Source organism: Deferribacter autotrophicus, from assembly GCF_008362905.1.
Classification (GTDB): Bacteria; Chrysiogenota; Deferribacteres; order Deferribacterales; family Deferribacteraceae; genus Deferribacter; species Deferribacter autotrophicus.
In genome coordinates this window covers 157,356-170,449 of the sequence record NZ_VFJB01000004.1, presented here as the reverse complement: position 1 = coordinate 170,449, position 13,094 = coordinate 157,356, and the positions used below count along the sequence as shown (strand labels likewise).

17 protein-coding genes and 5 tRNA genes are annotated in these 13,094 nt (G+C 35.8%); 18 read left to right on the top strand and 4 right to left on the bottom strand.

Annotated elements, in window-relative coordinates; genetic code table 11:
• From atpH to FHQ18_RS04900, 7 genes are read left to right on the top strand one after another with little or no spacing between them, the layout of a single operon-like run.
• On the top strand, window positions 1-537 hold the full coding sequence (gene atpH / locus FHQ18_RS04930) for an ATP synthase F1 subunit delta (RefSeq protein ID WP_246798664.1): 537 nt from the start codon (window positions 1-3) through the stop codon (window positions 535-537).
• Window positions 538-559: 22 nt separating this feature from the next.
• A complete protein-coding gene (gene atpA, locus FHQ18_RS04925) occupies window positions 560-2,068 on the top strand; it encodes a F0F1 ATP synthase subunit alpha (RefSeq protein ID WP_149266055.1) in 1,509 nt (502 codons plus the stop codon).
• A gap of 13 nt (window positions 2,069-2,081) precedes the next feature.
• Complete coding sequence (gene atpG, locus FHQ18_RS04920; protein WP_149266054.1) at window positions 2,082-2,939, top strand: ATP synthase F1 subunit gamma; 858 nt, start codon at window positions 2,082-2,084, stop codon at window positions 2,937-2,939.
• 22 nt (window positions 2,940-2,961) lie between these two features.
• On the top strand, window positions 2,962-4,368 hold the full coding sequence (gene atpD / locus FHQ18_RS04915; protein WP_149266053.1) for a F0F1 ATP synthase subunit beta: 1,407 nt from the start codon (window positions 2,962-2,964) through the stop codon (window positions 4,366-4,368).
• Window positions 4,369-4,370: 2 nt separating this feature from the next.
• Complete coding sequence (locus tag FHQ18_RS04910) at window positions 4,371-4,787, top strand: F0F1 ATP synthase subunit epsilon (RefSeq protein ID WP_149266052.1); 417 nt, start codon at window positions 4,371-4,373, stop codon at window positions 4,785-4,787.
• Between the two features lie 25 nt (window positions 4,788-4,812).
• The gene (locus tag FHQ18_RS04905) at window positions 4,813-5,514 is read left to right on the top strand and encodes a tRNA1(Val) (adenine(37)-N6)-methyltransferase (protein ID WP_246798648.1); all 702 of its coding nucleotides are present in this window, start codon (window positions 4,813-4,815) and stop codon (window positions 5,512-5,514) included.
• A 60-nt stretch (window positions 5,515-5,574) separates the two neighbouring features.
• The gene (locus FHQ18_RS04900; protein WP_149266051.1) at window positions 5,575-5,880 is read left to right on the top strand and encodes an MTH1187 family thiamine-binding protein; all 306 of its coding nucleotides are present in this window, start codon (window positions 5,575-5,577) and stop codon (window positions 5,878-5,880) included.
• A gap of 143 nt (window positions 5,881-6,023) precedes the next feature.
• On the opposite strand, the gene murI is transcribed toward FHQ18_RS04900, so the two are convergent.
• From murI to FHQ18_RS04875, 4 genes are all read right to left on the bottom strand, one after another.
• A complete protein-coding gene (gene murI, locus FHQ18_RS04890; RefSeq protein WP_149266049.1) occupies window positions 6,024-6,794 on the bottom strand; it encodes a glutamate racemase in 771 nt (256 codons plus the stop codon).
• 135 nt (window positions 6,795-6,929) lie between these two features.
• Window positions 6,930-7,190 (bottom strand): hypothetical protein, encoded by a 261-nt coding sequence (locus FHQ18_RS04885; RefSeq protein WP_149266048.1) that lies wholly within the window; start codon window positions 7,188-7,190, stop codon window positions 6,930-6,932.
• A gap of 81 nt (window positions 7,191-7,271) precedes the next feature.
• Window positions 7,272-8,045: a nucleoside triphosphate pyrophosphohydrolase gene (gene mazG, locus FHQ18_RS04880; protein WP_149266047.1), complete on the bottom strand. Its 774-nt coding sequence runs from the start codon at window positions 8,043-8,045 to the stop codon at window positions 7,272-7,274.
• A gap of 8 nt (window positions 8,046-8,053) precedes the next feature.
• Window positions 8,054-8,917, bottom strand: a complete 864-nt coding sequence (locus tag FHQ18_RS04875; protein WP_149266046.1) for a radical SAM protein — start codon at window positions 8,915-8,917, stop codon at window positions 8,054-8,056.
• 139 nt (window positions 8,918-9,056) lie between these two features.
• Between FHQ18_RS04875 and FHQ18_RS04870 the strand changes: the two genes are divergently transcribed.
• From FHQ18_RS04870 to nusG, 11 genes are all read left to right on the top strand, one after another.
• Window positions 9,057-9,776, top strand: a complete 720-nt coding sequence (locus FHQ18_RS04870; RefSeq protein ID WP_149266045.1) for an SDR family oxidoreductase — start codon at window positions 9,057-9,059, stop codon at window positions 9,774-9,776.
• A gap of 111 nt (window positions 9,777-9,887) precedes the next feature.
• Window positions 9,888-10,355, top strand: coding sequence for a universal stress protein (locus FHQ18_RS04865; RefSeq protein ID WP_149266044.1), 468 nt, complete (start codon window positions 9,888-9,890; stop codon window positions 10,353-10,355).
• 149 nt (window positions 10,356-10,504) lie between these two features.
• Window positions 10,505-10,577: transfer RNA gene (locus tag FHQ18_RS04860), tRNA-Thr, on the top strand.
• Between the two features lie 10 nt (window positions 10,578-10,587).
• Window positions 10,588-10,670: transfer RNA gene (locus FHQ18_RS04855), tRNA-Tyr, on the top strand.
• Window positions 10,671-10,676: 6 nt separating this feature from the next.
• Window positions 10,677-10,750: transfer RNA gene (locus tag FHQ18_RS04850), tRNA-Gly, on the top strand.
• A gap of 66 nt (window positions 10,751-10,816) precedes the next feature.
• Window positions 10,817-10,890, top strand: a tRNA-Thr gene (locus FHQ18_RS04845).
• Window positions 10,891-10,916: 26 nt separating this feature from the next.
• Window positions 10,917-12,107 (top strand): elongation factor Tu, encoded by a 1,191-nt coding sequence (gene tuf, locus FHQ18_RS04840; RefSeq protein WP_149266043.1) that lies wholly within the window; start codon window positions 10,917-10,919, stop codon window positions 12,105-12,107.
• Between the two features lie 13 nt (window positions 12,108-12,120).
• Complete coding sequence (gene rpmG / locus FHQ18_RS04835; protein ID WP_149266042.1) at window positions 12,121-12,270, top strand: 50S ribosomal protein L33; 150 nt, start codon at window positions 12,121-12,123, stop codon at window positions 12,268-12,270.
• Between the two features lie 3 nt (window positions 12,271-12,273).
• Window positions 12,274-12,349: transfer RNA gene (locus FHQ18_RS04830), tRNA-Trp, on the top strand.
• 20 nt (window positions 12,350-12,369) lie between these two features.
• Complete coding sequence (gene secE / locus FHQ18_RS04825; RefSeq protein WP_188020342.1) at window positions 12,370-12,552, top strand: preprotein translocase subunit SecE; 183 nt, start codon at window positions 12,370-12,372, stop codon at window positions 12,550-12,552.
• A gap of 3 nt (window positions 12,553-12,555) precedes the next feature.
• Window positions 12,556-13,080: a transcription termination/antitermination protein NusG gene (gene nusG, locus FHQ18_RS04820; protein WP_149266041.1), complete on the top strand. Its 525-nt coding sequence runs from the start codon at window positions 12,556-12,558 to the stop codon at window positions 13,078-13,080.
• Window positions 13,081-13,094: the final 14 nt, after the last annotated feature.

Below are 13,094 nucleotides of genomic sequence, written 5' to 3'. Positions count from 1 at the left end.
GTGACAATAGTTGCAAAAAGATATGCAAATGCACTATATGAATATGCGAAAGAAAAAAATAATGTAGAGCAGATTTTAGATGAGCTAAAATCGTTGGTTGATTTGTATGAAAGCTCAGCGGATTTTCAAGAATTAGTAAAAAATCCGTTAATTAAGAGAAGTGAAAAAGAAAAGGTTTTTGAAGAGTTAAAGAATAGGAATGCTATTAGTGAAACACTTTATAATTTTCTTTTGATGTTAACTGAGAAAAATAGGTTAAATTTGATTGTAGAGATTTATATGCATTATAGAATTCTTCTTATGGAAGATAGGGGTGAAGTTGATGCATATGTAAAAATTGCAGATGATTATGATGATGTATTGAAGAAAGAGATAGGTGATGTTCTCTCCAAAGTTACAGGTAAAAAAGTGAATTTGAATATTGAAATTGATAAAACTATATTAGGCGGATTTGTAGCACAAGTTAAAAGCAATATGTATGATGCAAGTATAAAAGGTCAGTTGAGAAAATTAAAAGAGACTTTATTACAAGTATAAATAAAAAAAGGAGTTATGCTGTATGCAAATAAGGGCTGAAGAGATAAGCAAAATCATTAAAGAACAAATTGAACATTTTGAACAAAAAGTTGAAATGGAAGAGATCGGTACTGTTATAAGTGCCGGTGATGGTATTGCAAAGGTCTATGGTCTTGATAATGCTATGGCTGGAGAGCTTGTTGAGCTTCCAGGTGGTGTTTACGGTATTGTTTTTAACCTTGAGGAAGATAATGTTGGTATCGTTATTATGGGTGCATATGAGCACATTAAAGAAGGAGATGTGGTAAAGAGAACCGGAAGGATTGCTTCTGTTCCTGTTGGTCCAGAACTTATAGGACGAGTTGTAAACCCATTAGGTCAGCCTATTGACGGTAAAGGACCTATCGATGCCAAAGAGTACGACGTTATTGAGAAGATAGCTCCAGGTATTGTTAAAAGAAAACCGGTTCATGAGCCTCTTCAAACCGGTATTAAGGCAATAGATGCCATGATACCTATCGGTAGAGGCCAAAGGGAATTAATCATTGGTGACAGGCAGACAGGTAAAACTGCTGTGGCAATTGATACAATCATCAACCAAAAAGGTCAGAATGTTATCTGTGTTTATGTTGCCATTGGACAGAAGAGATCAACAGTGGCAAGGGTTGTTGATACCCTTGAAAAACATGGTGCTATGGACTACACAATTGTTGTTGCTGCTACTGCAAGTGATCCTGCACCATTACAGTTTATTGCTCCTTTTGCTGGTTGTACAATGGGTGAGTATTTTAGAGATAGAGGCCAGCATGCATTGCTTATTTACGATGATCTTTCAAAACATGCTGTAGCATACAGGCAGATGTCACTTCTTCTTAGAAGACCACCTGGTAGGGAAGCTTATCCTGGTGATGTATTTTATCTTCATTCAAGATTATTGGAAAGGGCAGCTAAGTTTAATGATGAAAATGGAGCAGGTTCATTAACAGCTCTGCCAATTATTGAAACACAGGCAGGGGACGTTTCTGCATATATTCCTACAAACGTTATTTCTATTACAGATGGTCAGATCTATCTTGAAACAGACCTTTTTTATGCAGGGATAAGACCAGCAGTAAACGTTGGTTTGTCTGTATCAAGGGTTGGTGGTTCTGCACAAATTAAGGCTATGAAGCAGGTGGCTGGTCGCCTTCGTCTAGATCTTGCTCAGTACAGAGAATTGGCAGCATTTGCTCAATTTGGTAGTGACCTTGATGCAGCCACAAGGGCTCAGCTTAACAGAGGTGAAAAGCTTGTTGAGATCTTGAAGCAAGGACAATATCAGCCAGTTCCAGTAGAAGAGCAAGTATTAATTATATTTACTGGTGTTAATGGTTATCTTGATGATATTCCAACTAAGAGCATTCAGAGATTTGAGAAGGAATTTCTTAGTTATGTGAAGACTAATAAGCCTGATATATTAGAGGATATAAGAACTAAGAAAGCATTGGATGACGAATTAACGAATAAAATGAAAGCTGCTATTGAAGAATTCAAAAAGCAGTTTAGCGCATAATTAGGAGATTAGAATGCCCGGAATGAGGGATATTAAAAGGAAAATACAGTCAGTAAAAAGTACTCAGAAAATTACAAAGGCCATGAAAATGGTTTCTGCCGCCAAATTGAGAAAGGCGCAGGAAGCCATGGAGGCCGCTAGGCCTTATGCTAATAAAATATATGAAGTAGTTTCGTCTATTGGGAAAAGAGTAAATCCGGAGCTTCATCCGTTTTTACAGCAAAAGGAAGAGATAAAAAATATCTGTCTGGTAATGTTTACTTCTGATAGAGGATTGTGTGGAGCATTTAATGCAAATGTCATTAAAGCTGCAAACAGATTTGTAGAAGAGAATAGTGATAAAAATATTAAGTTAATATGTGTAGGTAGACGAGGCTACGATTTCTTTAGAAATAGAGATGTTGAGATAGTGGAGAAATATACAAATTTCAGTGGAAAAGTAACCTATGATGATGCCATTGACATTGGGAAGGTTATAGTTGATAAATTTTTGGAAGGAGAATTTGACGAAGTTTATCTTCTTTTTAATGAGTTTAAATCCATTGTATATCACGTACCAAAAGTAGTAAAAATGCTTCCACTATCTTTTGATAAAGAAGAAGATGAAGTATTGATAGACTATCTTTATGAACCAAAACCGGATATATTGTTAAAAAATATAATGCCAAAATTTATAAACTTTACAGTTTACAGAGCATTGCTTGAATCAATTGCTGGTGAGCATGGTGCTAGAATGGCAGCTATGGATAATGCAACAAGAAATGCCGGTGAGCTTATTGATAAATTAGTGTTGAGTTTTAATAAAGCTCGTCAGGCAGCAATTACAAAAGAAATACTTGATATAGTTAATGGTGCTGAAGCATTAAAATAATGAAATTTATGGGGTGTATATAATGGCAAATGTAGGTAAAATTGTTCAGATTATCGGTCCGGTGGTGGACGTAAAATTTGAATCAGGGAATCTCCCTGAAATTTATAATGCTCTTAAAATTGAGGATAAGGTTCATAACCGTGTGATCATTTGTGAAGTTGAGCAGCACTTAGGTGAAAACACTGTAAGATCTGTTGCGATGACTTCTACAGACGGTCTTGTAAGAGGAATGGAAGTAATTGATACAGGTAGGCCAATTACTGCACCTGTTGGTAAAGGCGCATTGGGTAGAATTTTAAACGTTGTAGGTGAGCCTGTGGACGAAGCTGGTGAAGTTAAGGCTGATGATTACTGGCCTATCCACAGACCAGCACCAAAGCTTGAGGATCAGGAAACAGGATATGAAATCCTTGAGACTGGTATTAAAGTTATTGACTTGTTAGAGCCTTATACAAAGGGTGGTAAGACAGGTCTTTTCGGTGGTGCTGGTGTTGGTAAAACAGTATTGATTATGGAATTGATTAACAACATTGCAAAACAGCACGGTGGTTATTCAGTATTCTGTGGTGTTGGTGAAAGGACAAGGGAAGGTAATGACCTCTGGTTAGAGATGCAAGAAGCAGGAGTTCTTGACAAAGTTGCACTTATTTATGGTCAGATGAACGAACCACCTGGTGCAAGGATGAGGGTAGGTCTTACAGGTTTGACCATTGCAGAATATTTTAGAGATGTGGAAGGGCAAGACGTTCTTCTTTTCATAGATAACATTTTCAGATTCTCTCAGGCAGGTTCTGAGGTTTCAGCGTTGCTTGGACGTATGCCTTCAGCGGTTGGTTATCAGCCAACACTGGGTACTGAAATGGGTGAGCTGCAAGAAAGGATTACATCTACTAAAAAAGGTTCTATTACATCAGTTCAGGCTGTATACGTACCTGCTGATGACCTTACTGACCCAGCTCCAGCTACAACATTTGCTCACCTTGATGCTACAACAGTTCTTTCTCGTCAAATTGCTGAGCTTGGTATTTATCCTGCTGTGGATCCATTGGATTCTACATCAAGGATACTTGATCCAAATATTGTTGGTGAAGAGCATTATTCAGTAGCAAGGGGTGTTCAGGCAGTTCTTCAAAGATATAAAGAGTTGCAAGATATTATTGCTATTTTGGGTATGGAAGAATTGTCAGAAGAAGATAAACTTATAGTTTCAAGGGCAAGGAAAATACAGAGGTTCTTGTCACAGCCATTCCATGTTGCAGAGCAGTTTACTGGTATGCCTGGAAAATATGTACCATTAAAGGATACAATAAGAGGATTTAAAGAGATTCTTGATGGTAAATGTGATGATCTTCCAGAACAGGCATTTTACATGGTAGGTGGAATTGAAGAGGTTTATGAGAAGGCTGAGCAACTGAAGAAAAGAGGATAAAAATGGCAGATAAATTGCAGTTTATACTGGTTTCTCCAGAAAGAGAACTGTTGAATGAAGAAGTTGATGAAGTTATTGCTCCTGGCGTAGAAGGTGATTTTGGTGTATTGCCAGGGCATACACCTTTTTTAACTGCCTTAAGAGTTGGTGAACTTGTATATAAAAAAGATGGGCGTGAAGAATATGTAGCAATTGACAGAGGGTTTTTGGAAGTTTCAGATGACAAGGTAACTGTTTTGGCTGAGAGTGCTGAGCTTGGACGTGAGATTGACTTGGAAGAGGCTATAAGGAGAAAACTTGAAGCTGAGAAAGCACTTGAAGCAGCAAGAAGAGAAGATGAGATTAAGTTCAGAAAAGTGGAAGCACAGCTGCAAAGAGAATTGTTAAGAATCTCTGTAGCTGAAAAATATAGAAAATAGGCGGCCAGCAGGCCGCTTTTTTATTATGATTGAATTTACGATCGATTCAATCATTTATAGCGATGTTAAAATTGTCCAACCTGTAAATGGATTTAGATTTTCAGTAGACTCACCTTTGTTATATCGATTTATAAGGGAAAAAGCTGGAGTAAAGAATATCCTTGATATTGGTAGTGGTAGCGGAATTCTTTCTGTACTTTTGCTAAAAAAGTTTTCGAAAGCTCAAATTGATGCTGTGGAAATAGATAAATTGATGTTTGAATGTCTGTGTAAGACGGTGGAAATTAACGGTTTATCCGATAGAGTAAAGCCATATCATTGTGATATTTTTAAATTTAAACCTTCCAAAAAGTATGATTTAGTTGTTTGTAATCCGCCATACAGAAAAATTGGTACAGGTAGGTTGTGTAAAGAAGATAGAGAAAATATAGCAAGATTCAATGAAAGTATGAATATTGAAGATTTAATGGATTATGTAAGTAAGGTGCTGAAGAATAGAGGATTATTTTATATGAGTTATGATGCAGATATGTTAGTGGATATAATTTACTTTGGAAGGAAAAAAAGGCTTGAGCCAAAGAGGATTAGATTTTTGCACTCTTCTCTTGAAAAGCAAGCAAGATTGGCATTTGTAGAGTTTATATTGGGTGGTGGTGCTGAATTGAAAATTGAGCCACCTCTTATTCAAAAAAGTGAAGAATTTGAAAATCTATTGAAATCAAAATAAAATCACTTAACTTTTCAGTAGATAGCGTTGGATATTCTTATTAAGTATGTGGAGGGAAGAATGAGTGCGATGGCGTTTTTTAGTATTACCCCCATAGGTAAAGAGGAAAGTGTATCTAAATATGTGGCAAGAGTTGTAAAAAAAGTTGAAGAAAGTGGTTTGCAATGGACACTTACACCTATGGGAACAATAATTGAAGGAGAGACATTGGAAGATGTTTTGAAAGTGATAAATGAGGGTGCAGAAGAGCTGAAGGATTGTAATAGACTGTCGATTTCAATAAAAATAGATTATCGTAGAGATAGGCAAAGTGGAATGGGAAATAAAGTTAAGAGTGTAATGAACAAGATTGATGAAGTCAGATAAAAGAGTAAATTGCCATAAATGTAAAGGATTTTATATAACCTGGGATAAAAATTTCCCTTATGGATGTAGAATTTTAGGATTTAAGTCGAAATATTTGCCATCGGTGGAGGTATACAGAAGTTCAGGTGTGAAATGTATGTATTTTACTCAGAAATAGAAATAATTTTGTATGGTATTTGACCAACGAGGGTGTTTTTTAAATTTTCAAAAGACTGAGAATAATCAGTTATGTGAATCAACCTTTTTCCTGAATTATTAAAATTTATTTTAAGTTTTTCAATATCTTCTATGATTGCAATGGAAGAATCTACTATATTAATGTTTGTGAAAATTTCCTTAATTTGATTTTTTAATAAAGGATAATGGGTACAACCTAAAATTATTGTGTCTATATTTTTTGAGATAAAATCTTCAAGGTATTCTTTAATCATTAGTGTGGCAACAGGATGGTTATATAAACCTTCTTCAACTATGGGTACGAATAGTGGACAGGCTTTTTGGAATATCTGAATGGATGGATCAATTTCTTTGATACCGTGTAAATAAGCGTTGCTATTAACGGTAGCTTGTGTACCGATTATAAGTATTTTTTTGTTTTTAGTTGTTTTTAAAGCGGCTCTAATACCTGGTTTAATTACACCTATCACAGGAATTTTAAACTTTTCCTTTAAAGCCTCAATGGCACAACTTGAAGCACTGTTACATGCAATGATTAAGGCTTCTATGTTATAATGATTGCACAAATATTGGGCGCACTCAATACTGTATTTGATTATGGTATCTTTAGACCTTATGCCGTAAGGAACTCTAGCCGTATCACCTAAATAAAAGATGTCAAGTGTTGGAAAACAATTAGCAATACTTTTAAAAACAGTTAATCCGCCAACCCCTGAATCAAATACACCAATTGCCATAAAATACCTCAATATTTATTTTGAAGGGTATATTACTTTTTATTTTTAAGTTTGCAACAAAAGAATTTGATAAAATTAGGGGAGAAGGACGCTCAATTTATAGTAAATTGAGCGCATAAAATTTTGATTTAATGATTAAAATTCGATATCACATCCGCCAGCACAACCGGAACATCCATTAGCAGTGCAGGAAACTTCGTTAATATAGAGCTCAATCCATTTGAAGAATTCCATATTCAACCATTTTTTATCATCATCTGATAACTTATTAAAACCATTATCAAACATTTTTTTCAGTTCATCCAATTGTTTCAATTCCTGTTCGTCAAGTTCCTCAGCAAAGTCTTCCACGATTGTTATTTCTTTTTTTAATTCAAGTAAATCTTCTCTACTCATTTTAATCTCCTGTTATTTTTAAGACTAATCTACTCTTATTTAGATTTAATGCAATAAAAATATTGCAGAATATTAAATTTATTATTTTACTTTTTTCGCTTCTTTCCATAGTTGTTCTAATTCATCTAGAGTTGCATCTTCAGGAGACAAACCTTTTTCGGCAAGTCTATTTTCAATATGCTTGAAGCGATCCACAAATCTGTTGTTTGCTTTTCTTAAAGCTTCATCCGCATTTACATTCAAAAATCTGGACAAATTTATGAGTGCAAATAATAAATCACCAAATTCGTGCTCAATATCATTTAAGTTTCCTGTTTTGATGGCGTCCTGCAACTCGTTGAATTCTTCATGAACTTTCATCATACATTCGTCACTGCTTTGCCAGTCAAAACCGACCTTTTTGGCTCTTTCTTGCAATTTGTAAGAACGCTGAATGGAAGGCATTTTTGCAGGGATATCATCTAATATTGATCTTTTCCCTTTCTTTTTTTCTTCAGCCTTGATTTTTTCCCAGTTTATCAGGACTTCATCCGTACTTTTAACTTTTATGTCTCCGAAAACATGTGGATGCCTTCTTATCAGTTTTTCTGAAATTGTATCGATAACCTCATTTAATGTGAAAAGCCCTTCTTCTTCAGCTATGATAGAATGAAATAGTACATGTAATAAAATATCTCCAAGTTCTTCTTTGATATTATTGATATCTTTTCTATCCAGAGCATCTATAAATTCAAAGACCTCTTCGATTACATAATCTTTGAGAGAATATAAGTTTTGTTCTCTATCCCACGGACAACCATCGGGAGCTCTTAATTTTTTTATGATATTTACTAAATTTCTAAATTTTTTTTCCATTTTTTCTCCTAATCGATTATTTTAAAATTTAATCGTTTGGCGTGATGTAATATAATATTATATTCCAGATCATTAATTCTTCTGCTCAATTTTTCATATGAATAAGCTTTATTAGCAGGATAATATTGATTCATTATATTAATATGGATGTCCGAGCTTGTTGCAGAGCGTATTAAATTTAGTGCTTTAATACTGTTTTCAACATAGTTTGGCAAGATTAGGTGTCTGATTAAAACCCCTTTTTTGGCAATACCATTTTCTAGGATTAACGGTCCCACTTGATTATACATTTCGGCTAAAGAGTTTTTTGCATAAAAAGTATAATCGTTGATTTTCGATAATTCTTGAGCAAGACTATCATCACCGTATTTAAAGTCAGGCATATAAATATCTATTAAGCCGTCAAGCAGTCTTATAGTTTGAGGAAGTTCATAACCACCGCAATTGTAAACAACAGGTATCGATAATCCTTTTTTTAATGCGATATAAACCGCTTCAGCTATACTGTGTATGACATGGGTCGGTGTTACTAAATTGATATTATGTACACCTAAATTTTCCAACCTCAAAAAAAGATCTGCCAGCATTTCGGGAGTATATATATTACCTGAAACGTCTTGGCTTATCTCGTAATTTTGGCAAAAGACACATCTTAAGTTACAACCAGCAAAGAAAATTGTTCCACTTCCATTGGTACCGCTGATTACAGTTTCTTCACCATAATGTTTTCCGAATGAAGCGACTACAGCTTGATCTTTTATCAGGCAAAATCCGACATCTGTTTTTCTGTTAACTCCGCATTTATTTGGGCAGAGAGAGCATTTTTCTATGTTTTTTTTGAGTTTATTTATATTGAGAATAATTTTATTCATATGAAAAGTATATCTTATTTGAAAAGATTTGTTAAGAGGATTTCTGTAAAAGATAGGGATAAAAATTGCAAATATCTATATTGCAAATATTATTTTAAAAAGTAGATTAGTTAATAAATAAAATTCGTAGGAGGGAATAATGAAAACTGTACTGATAACTGGAGCAAGTAAAGGGATTGGCTACCACCTTGCTAAAAAAATGGCAGATCAAAAGTTAGTTGATAAAATGGTTCTTGTTGCAAGGAGTATGAGTACAAAGGATGATTTAAAAAAATATTTTGAAGATAGAGGAGTTGATTATCTTTTTATAGATGCAGATCTTTCTAAAAGGGAGGATGTGGATAGATTATATGATAGTGTTAAGAAAAAAGGGTGGAAAATTGATGTTTTGGTGAATAATGCGGGTAGAGGTATATTTAATTTTATAAAAGACGAAAGCTTTGAAACAATAAATGAGATTATCAGCTTAAATGTTACGGGATTGATTTATTTAACTTCATTATTTATTGAAGACTTAATCGATAATAAAGGTACAATAGTGAATATCGCATCTGTTGCTGGAAGAAAAGGGTTTGCAGGCTTGTCTGTTTACTGTGCTACTAAATGGGCTGTTGTTGGTTTTTCGGAAAGTTTAAGAGATGAATTATGCTCCAAAAATGTGAGGGTTATTACAGTAGAACCTGGACTTGTGGATACGGATTGGGGTGAAAACTTACCTGAAAGCTTTGAGAAATACAAAAAAAGCGTAGATATGTTAAAACCTGAGGTTGTAGCTGAGACCATACTGTTTGCATTAAAGCAACCAGCAAGTGTCAGCTTAAATGAAATTTTAATCAGACCCACAAATCAACCAAGATAAAGTAAGATTGTAAAATTTTTAATACGTAGATATTTTTTTAAGTGAGGTATTTATTTGATGATTTGATTTTATATGCTATAATTTTATTAAAATAGTTAGAGAGGTGTTTTTATGGTGGATATTAAAAAAATCTTATGTCCGGTTGATTTTTCTGAAACCTCAAGATTTGCATTAAGATATGCCATTGATTTTGCAAGGGTTTTTGATGCTGAGCTTGAGATTTTCCATGTGATTTTTGATGAAACCCAGATTGTAGCGTTTTATCTTCCACAAGTGACTTTTCAAAACTTTGATAAAGAACTTGAGGAAGCTGCTAAGAAAGAGATGGACAAACTAATTGATGATTTTTCGGCTTTAAATGAGATAAAATACAGTACTAAATTTGCGAAAGGTACACCATTTTTAGAGATAATAAATGAAGCTAAAGAGAATAAGTTTGACATGATTGTAATAGGAACACATGGAAGGTCAGGTCTTGAGCATGTGTTATTTGGATCCACTGCGGAGAAAGTAGTAAGAAAATCACCATGTCCGGTGTTTTCTGTCAGACTTAAGGAGCATAAATTTGTGATGCCTTAAATTTATTGAATTTAATGAGAGGTTGAATTGTTGGTATCTAGTAAAATGTTTTGATTTATCAATTTTATAAAAATTTTTATAAAATTATATAAAAGTACTTGACAAGATATTCTTTTTTTTATAGTATCCACATCCGCTAAAAAAAATAAGCTGGCGTAGCTCAATCGGTAGAGCAGCTGACTTGTAATCAGCAGGTTGGGGGTTCAAGTCCCTTCGCCAGCTTTTCTGGAAAGGGGAGATACCCAAGCGGCCAAAGGGGGCAGACTGTAAATCTGCTGGCGTTTGCCTTCGGAGGTTCGAATCCTCCTCTCCCCATGTAAAGCGGGTGTAGCTCAGCTGGCTAGAGCATCAGCCTTCCAAGCTGAGGGTCGCGGGTTCAAATCCCGTCGCCCGCTTTTTTAAATATGGAATAAAGAGGGCGAAGTGCGCAGTGTCTTCGCCTGATTTTTTTGTATATGGGTGCCCACGTGGCTCAGTCGGTTAGAGCGCGTCCTTGGTAAGGACGAGGTCACCGGTTCGATTCCGGTCGTGGGCTTTTTTAAAGACGCTGGAGGGAGAACTATGGCAAAGGCAAAGTTCGAGAGGAAGAAACCTCACGTAAACGTAGGTACAATAGGTCACGTAGACCATGGTAAGACGACATTGACAGCAGCGATTACAAGAGTGTTGTCTACTAAAGGTTTTGCAGAGTTTACAGATTATGATAATATTGATAAGGCTCCAGAGGAGAGAGAAAGAGGTATTACAATTGCGACAGCTCACGTAGAGTATGAGAGTGAGACAAGACACTATGCACACGTAGACTGTCCTGGTCACGCTGACTACGTAAAGAACATGATTACTGGTGCTGCACAGATGGATGGTGCTATCTTGGTAGTGAGTGCAGCAGATGGTCCAATGCCTCAGACAAGAGAACATATTCTTTTGGCTAGACAGGTAGGTGTTCCATATATTGTAGTATTTATGAACAAAGTAGATATGGTAGATGATGAGGAATTGCTTGAGTTAGTAGAGCTTGAGGTTAGAGATTTACTTAGCACTTATGAGTTCCCAGGTGATGAAGTGCCAGTAATTAAAGGTAGTGCATTGAAAGCGTTGGAGAATCCAGAAGATGAGAAGTGGGCACAGCCTATCTGGGATTTAATAAAAGCTATGGATGAGTATATTCCATTGCCAGAGAGAGATATAGATAAGCCATTCTTGATGCCAATAGAGGACGTATTTAGTATTTCAGGTAGGGGTACAGTTGTAACAGGTAGAGTAGAGAGAGGTAAAGTTAAAGTAGGAGACGAAGTAGAGATCGTAGGATTGAGAGAGACTCAGAAGACAGTAGTTACTGGTGTAGAGATGTTCCGTAAGATTTTGGATGAGGGTGTAGCTGGAGATAACATTGGTGTGTTATTGAGAGGTATTAAGAAGGATGAGGTTGAGCGTGGTCAGGTATTGGCTGAGCCAGGTAGTATAACACCACACAGGAAGTTTAAGTGTGAGGCGTATATATTGACTAAGGAAGAAGGTGGACGTCATACCCCATTTTTCAGTGGATACAGACCACAGTTCTACTTTAGGACAACAGACGTTACAGGTGTGATTACATTGCCAGAGGGCGTAGAGATGGTAATGCCAGGGGACAACATCAGCTGTGAGGTAGAGTTGATCCAGCCAATCGCGATGGAGCAAGGGTTGAGATTTGCTATTCGTGAAGGTGGTAGGACAGTAGGTGCTGGTGTTGTTACTGAAATTATTGAATAGAGGTTAAACAGTTATGAGAGAAATTATAACGCTCGCTTGTACTGAGTGCAAAAATAGAAATTATACTACAACAAAAAATAAGAAAACAATGCAGGGAAAACTCGAATTAAAAAAATATTGTAAACACTGTCGTAAACATACTCTGCATAAAGAAACTAAATAGAGCAGGCCAGTAGCTCAATTGGCAGAGCACCGGTCTCCAAAACCGGGGGCTGGGGGTTCGAGTCCCTCCTGGCCTGCCATTTTCTTAAGAGGTATAAAAGTGGAAAAGCTTAAAAAATTTATTCAAGAGGTAAAAGAGGAGCTTAAGAAGGTAGTTTGGCCTACGAAGAATGAAACTATACAGATAACAGTAGTGGTTGTTGTTATGGTGATTCTTGTGTCTGCGTTTTTGGGTGTTGTAGATGTGGCTCTTTCTAAAATAGTAAAAATGATTGTAGGGTAAGTTATGGCTAAGCAATGGTATGTAGTGCATACGTATTCCGGGTTTGAGAAAAGAGTAAAACAGCTTCTTGAGGAAAAGGTAAAAAATCTAGGTATTGAAGATCAAATAGATGAAGTGTTGATCCCTACTGAAGATGTAATTGAGCTTAAGAAGGGTAAGAAAAAAGTAAGTAAGAAGAGGACTTTTCCTGGTTATATTCTTGTTCATATGGAGATGAATACAAAAAACTGGCACATTGTTAAAAGTGTTCCAAAAGTTACGGGGTTTGTTGGAGGTATAAATCCTGTTCCTATCCCAGAACAGGATGTGAAAGCAATGCTTGACCTTGTGAAAGCCCAAGCTCCAAGGCTTGCATCTAAATTTATTAAAGGTGATAAAGTTGAAGTTATTGATGGGCCATTCCAGGGCTTTACAGGGGTAATTGAAGAGGTTAATCCAGAGAAAGAAAAAGTTAAGGTTATTGTTAGTATCTTTGGTAGGCAAACACCTATTGAACTGGATTTCTTACAGGTTAAAAGAATCGGTTAGTATTGGAGGAATAG

Coding starts and splice junctions, on each gene's coding strand:
- atpA (WP_149266055.1), top strand. CDS start 560: ATGCAAATAAGGGCTGAAGAGATAAGCAAAATCATTAAAGAACAAATT.
- atpG (WP_149266054.1), top strand. CDS start 2,082: ATGCCCGGAATGAGGGATATTAAAAGGAAAATACAGTCAGTAAAAAGT.
- atpD (WP_149266053.1), top strand. CDS start 2,962: ATGGCAAATGTAGGTAAAATTGTTCAGATTATCGGTCCGGTGGTGGAC.
- FHQ18_RS04910 (WP_149266052.1), top strand. CDS start 4,371: ATGGCAGATAAATTGCAGTTTATACTGGTTTCTCCAGAAAGAGAACTG.
- FHQ18_RS04905 (WP_246798648.1), top strand. CDS start 4,813: ATGATTGAATTTACGATCGATTCAATCATTTATAGCGATGTTAAAATT.
- FHQ18_RS04900 (WP_149266051.1), top strand. CDS start 5,575: ATGAGTGCGATGGCGTTTTTTAGTATTACCCCCATAGGTAAAGAGGAA.
- murI (WP_149266049.1), bottom strand. CDS start 6,794: ATGGCAATTGGTGTATTTGATTCAGGGGTTGGCGGATTAACTGTTTTT.
- FHQ18_RS04885 (WP_149266048.1), bottom strand. CDS start 7,190: ATGAGTAGAGAAGATTTACTTGAATTAAAAAAAGAAATAACAATCGTG.
- mazG (WP_149266047.1), bottom strand. CDS start 8,045: ATGGAAAAAAAATTTAGAAATTTAGTAAATATCATAAAAAAATTAAGA.
- FHQ18_RS04875 (WP_149266046.1), bottom strand. CDS start 8,917: ATGAATAAAATTATTCTCAATATAAATAAACTCAAAAAAAACATAGAA.
- FHQ18_RS04870 (WP_149266045.1), top strand. CDS start 9,057: ATGAAAACTGTACTGATAACTGGAGCAAGTAAAGGGATTGGCTACCAC.
- FHQ18_RS04865 (WP_149266044.1), top strand. CDS start 9,888: ATGGTGGATATTAAAAAAATCTTATGTCCGGTTGATTTTTCTGAAACC.
- tuf (WP_149266043.1), top strand. CDS start 10,917: ATGGCAAAGGCAAAGTTCGAGAGGAAGAAACCTCACGTAAACGTAGGT.
- rpmG (WP_149266042.1), top strand. CDS start 12,121: ATGAGAGAAATTATAACGCTCGCTTGTACTGAGTGCAAAAATAGAAAT.
- nusG (WP_149266041.1), top strand. CDS start 12,556: ATGGCTAAGCAATGGTATGTAGTGCATACGTATTCCGGGTTTGAGAAA.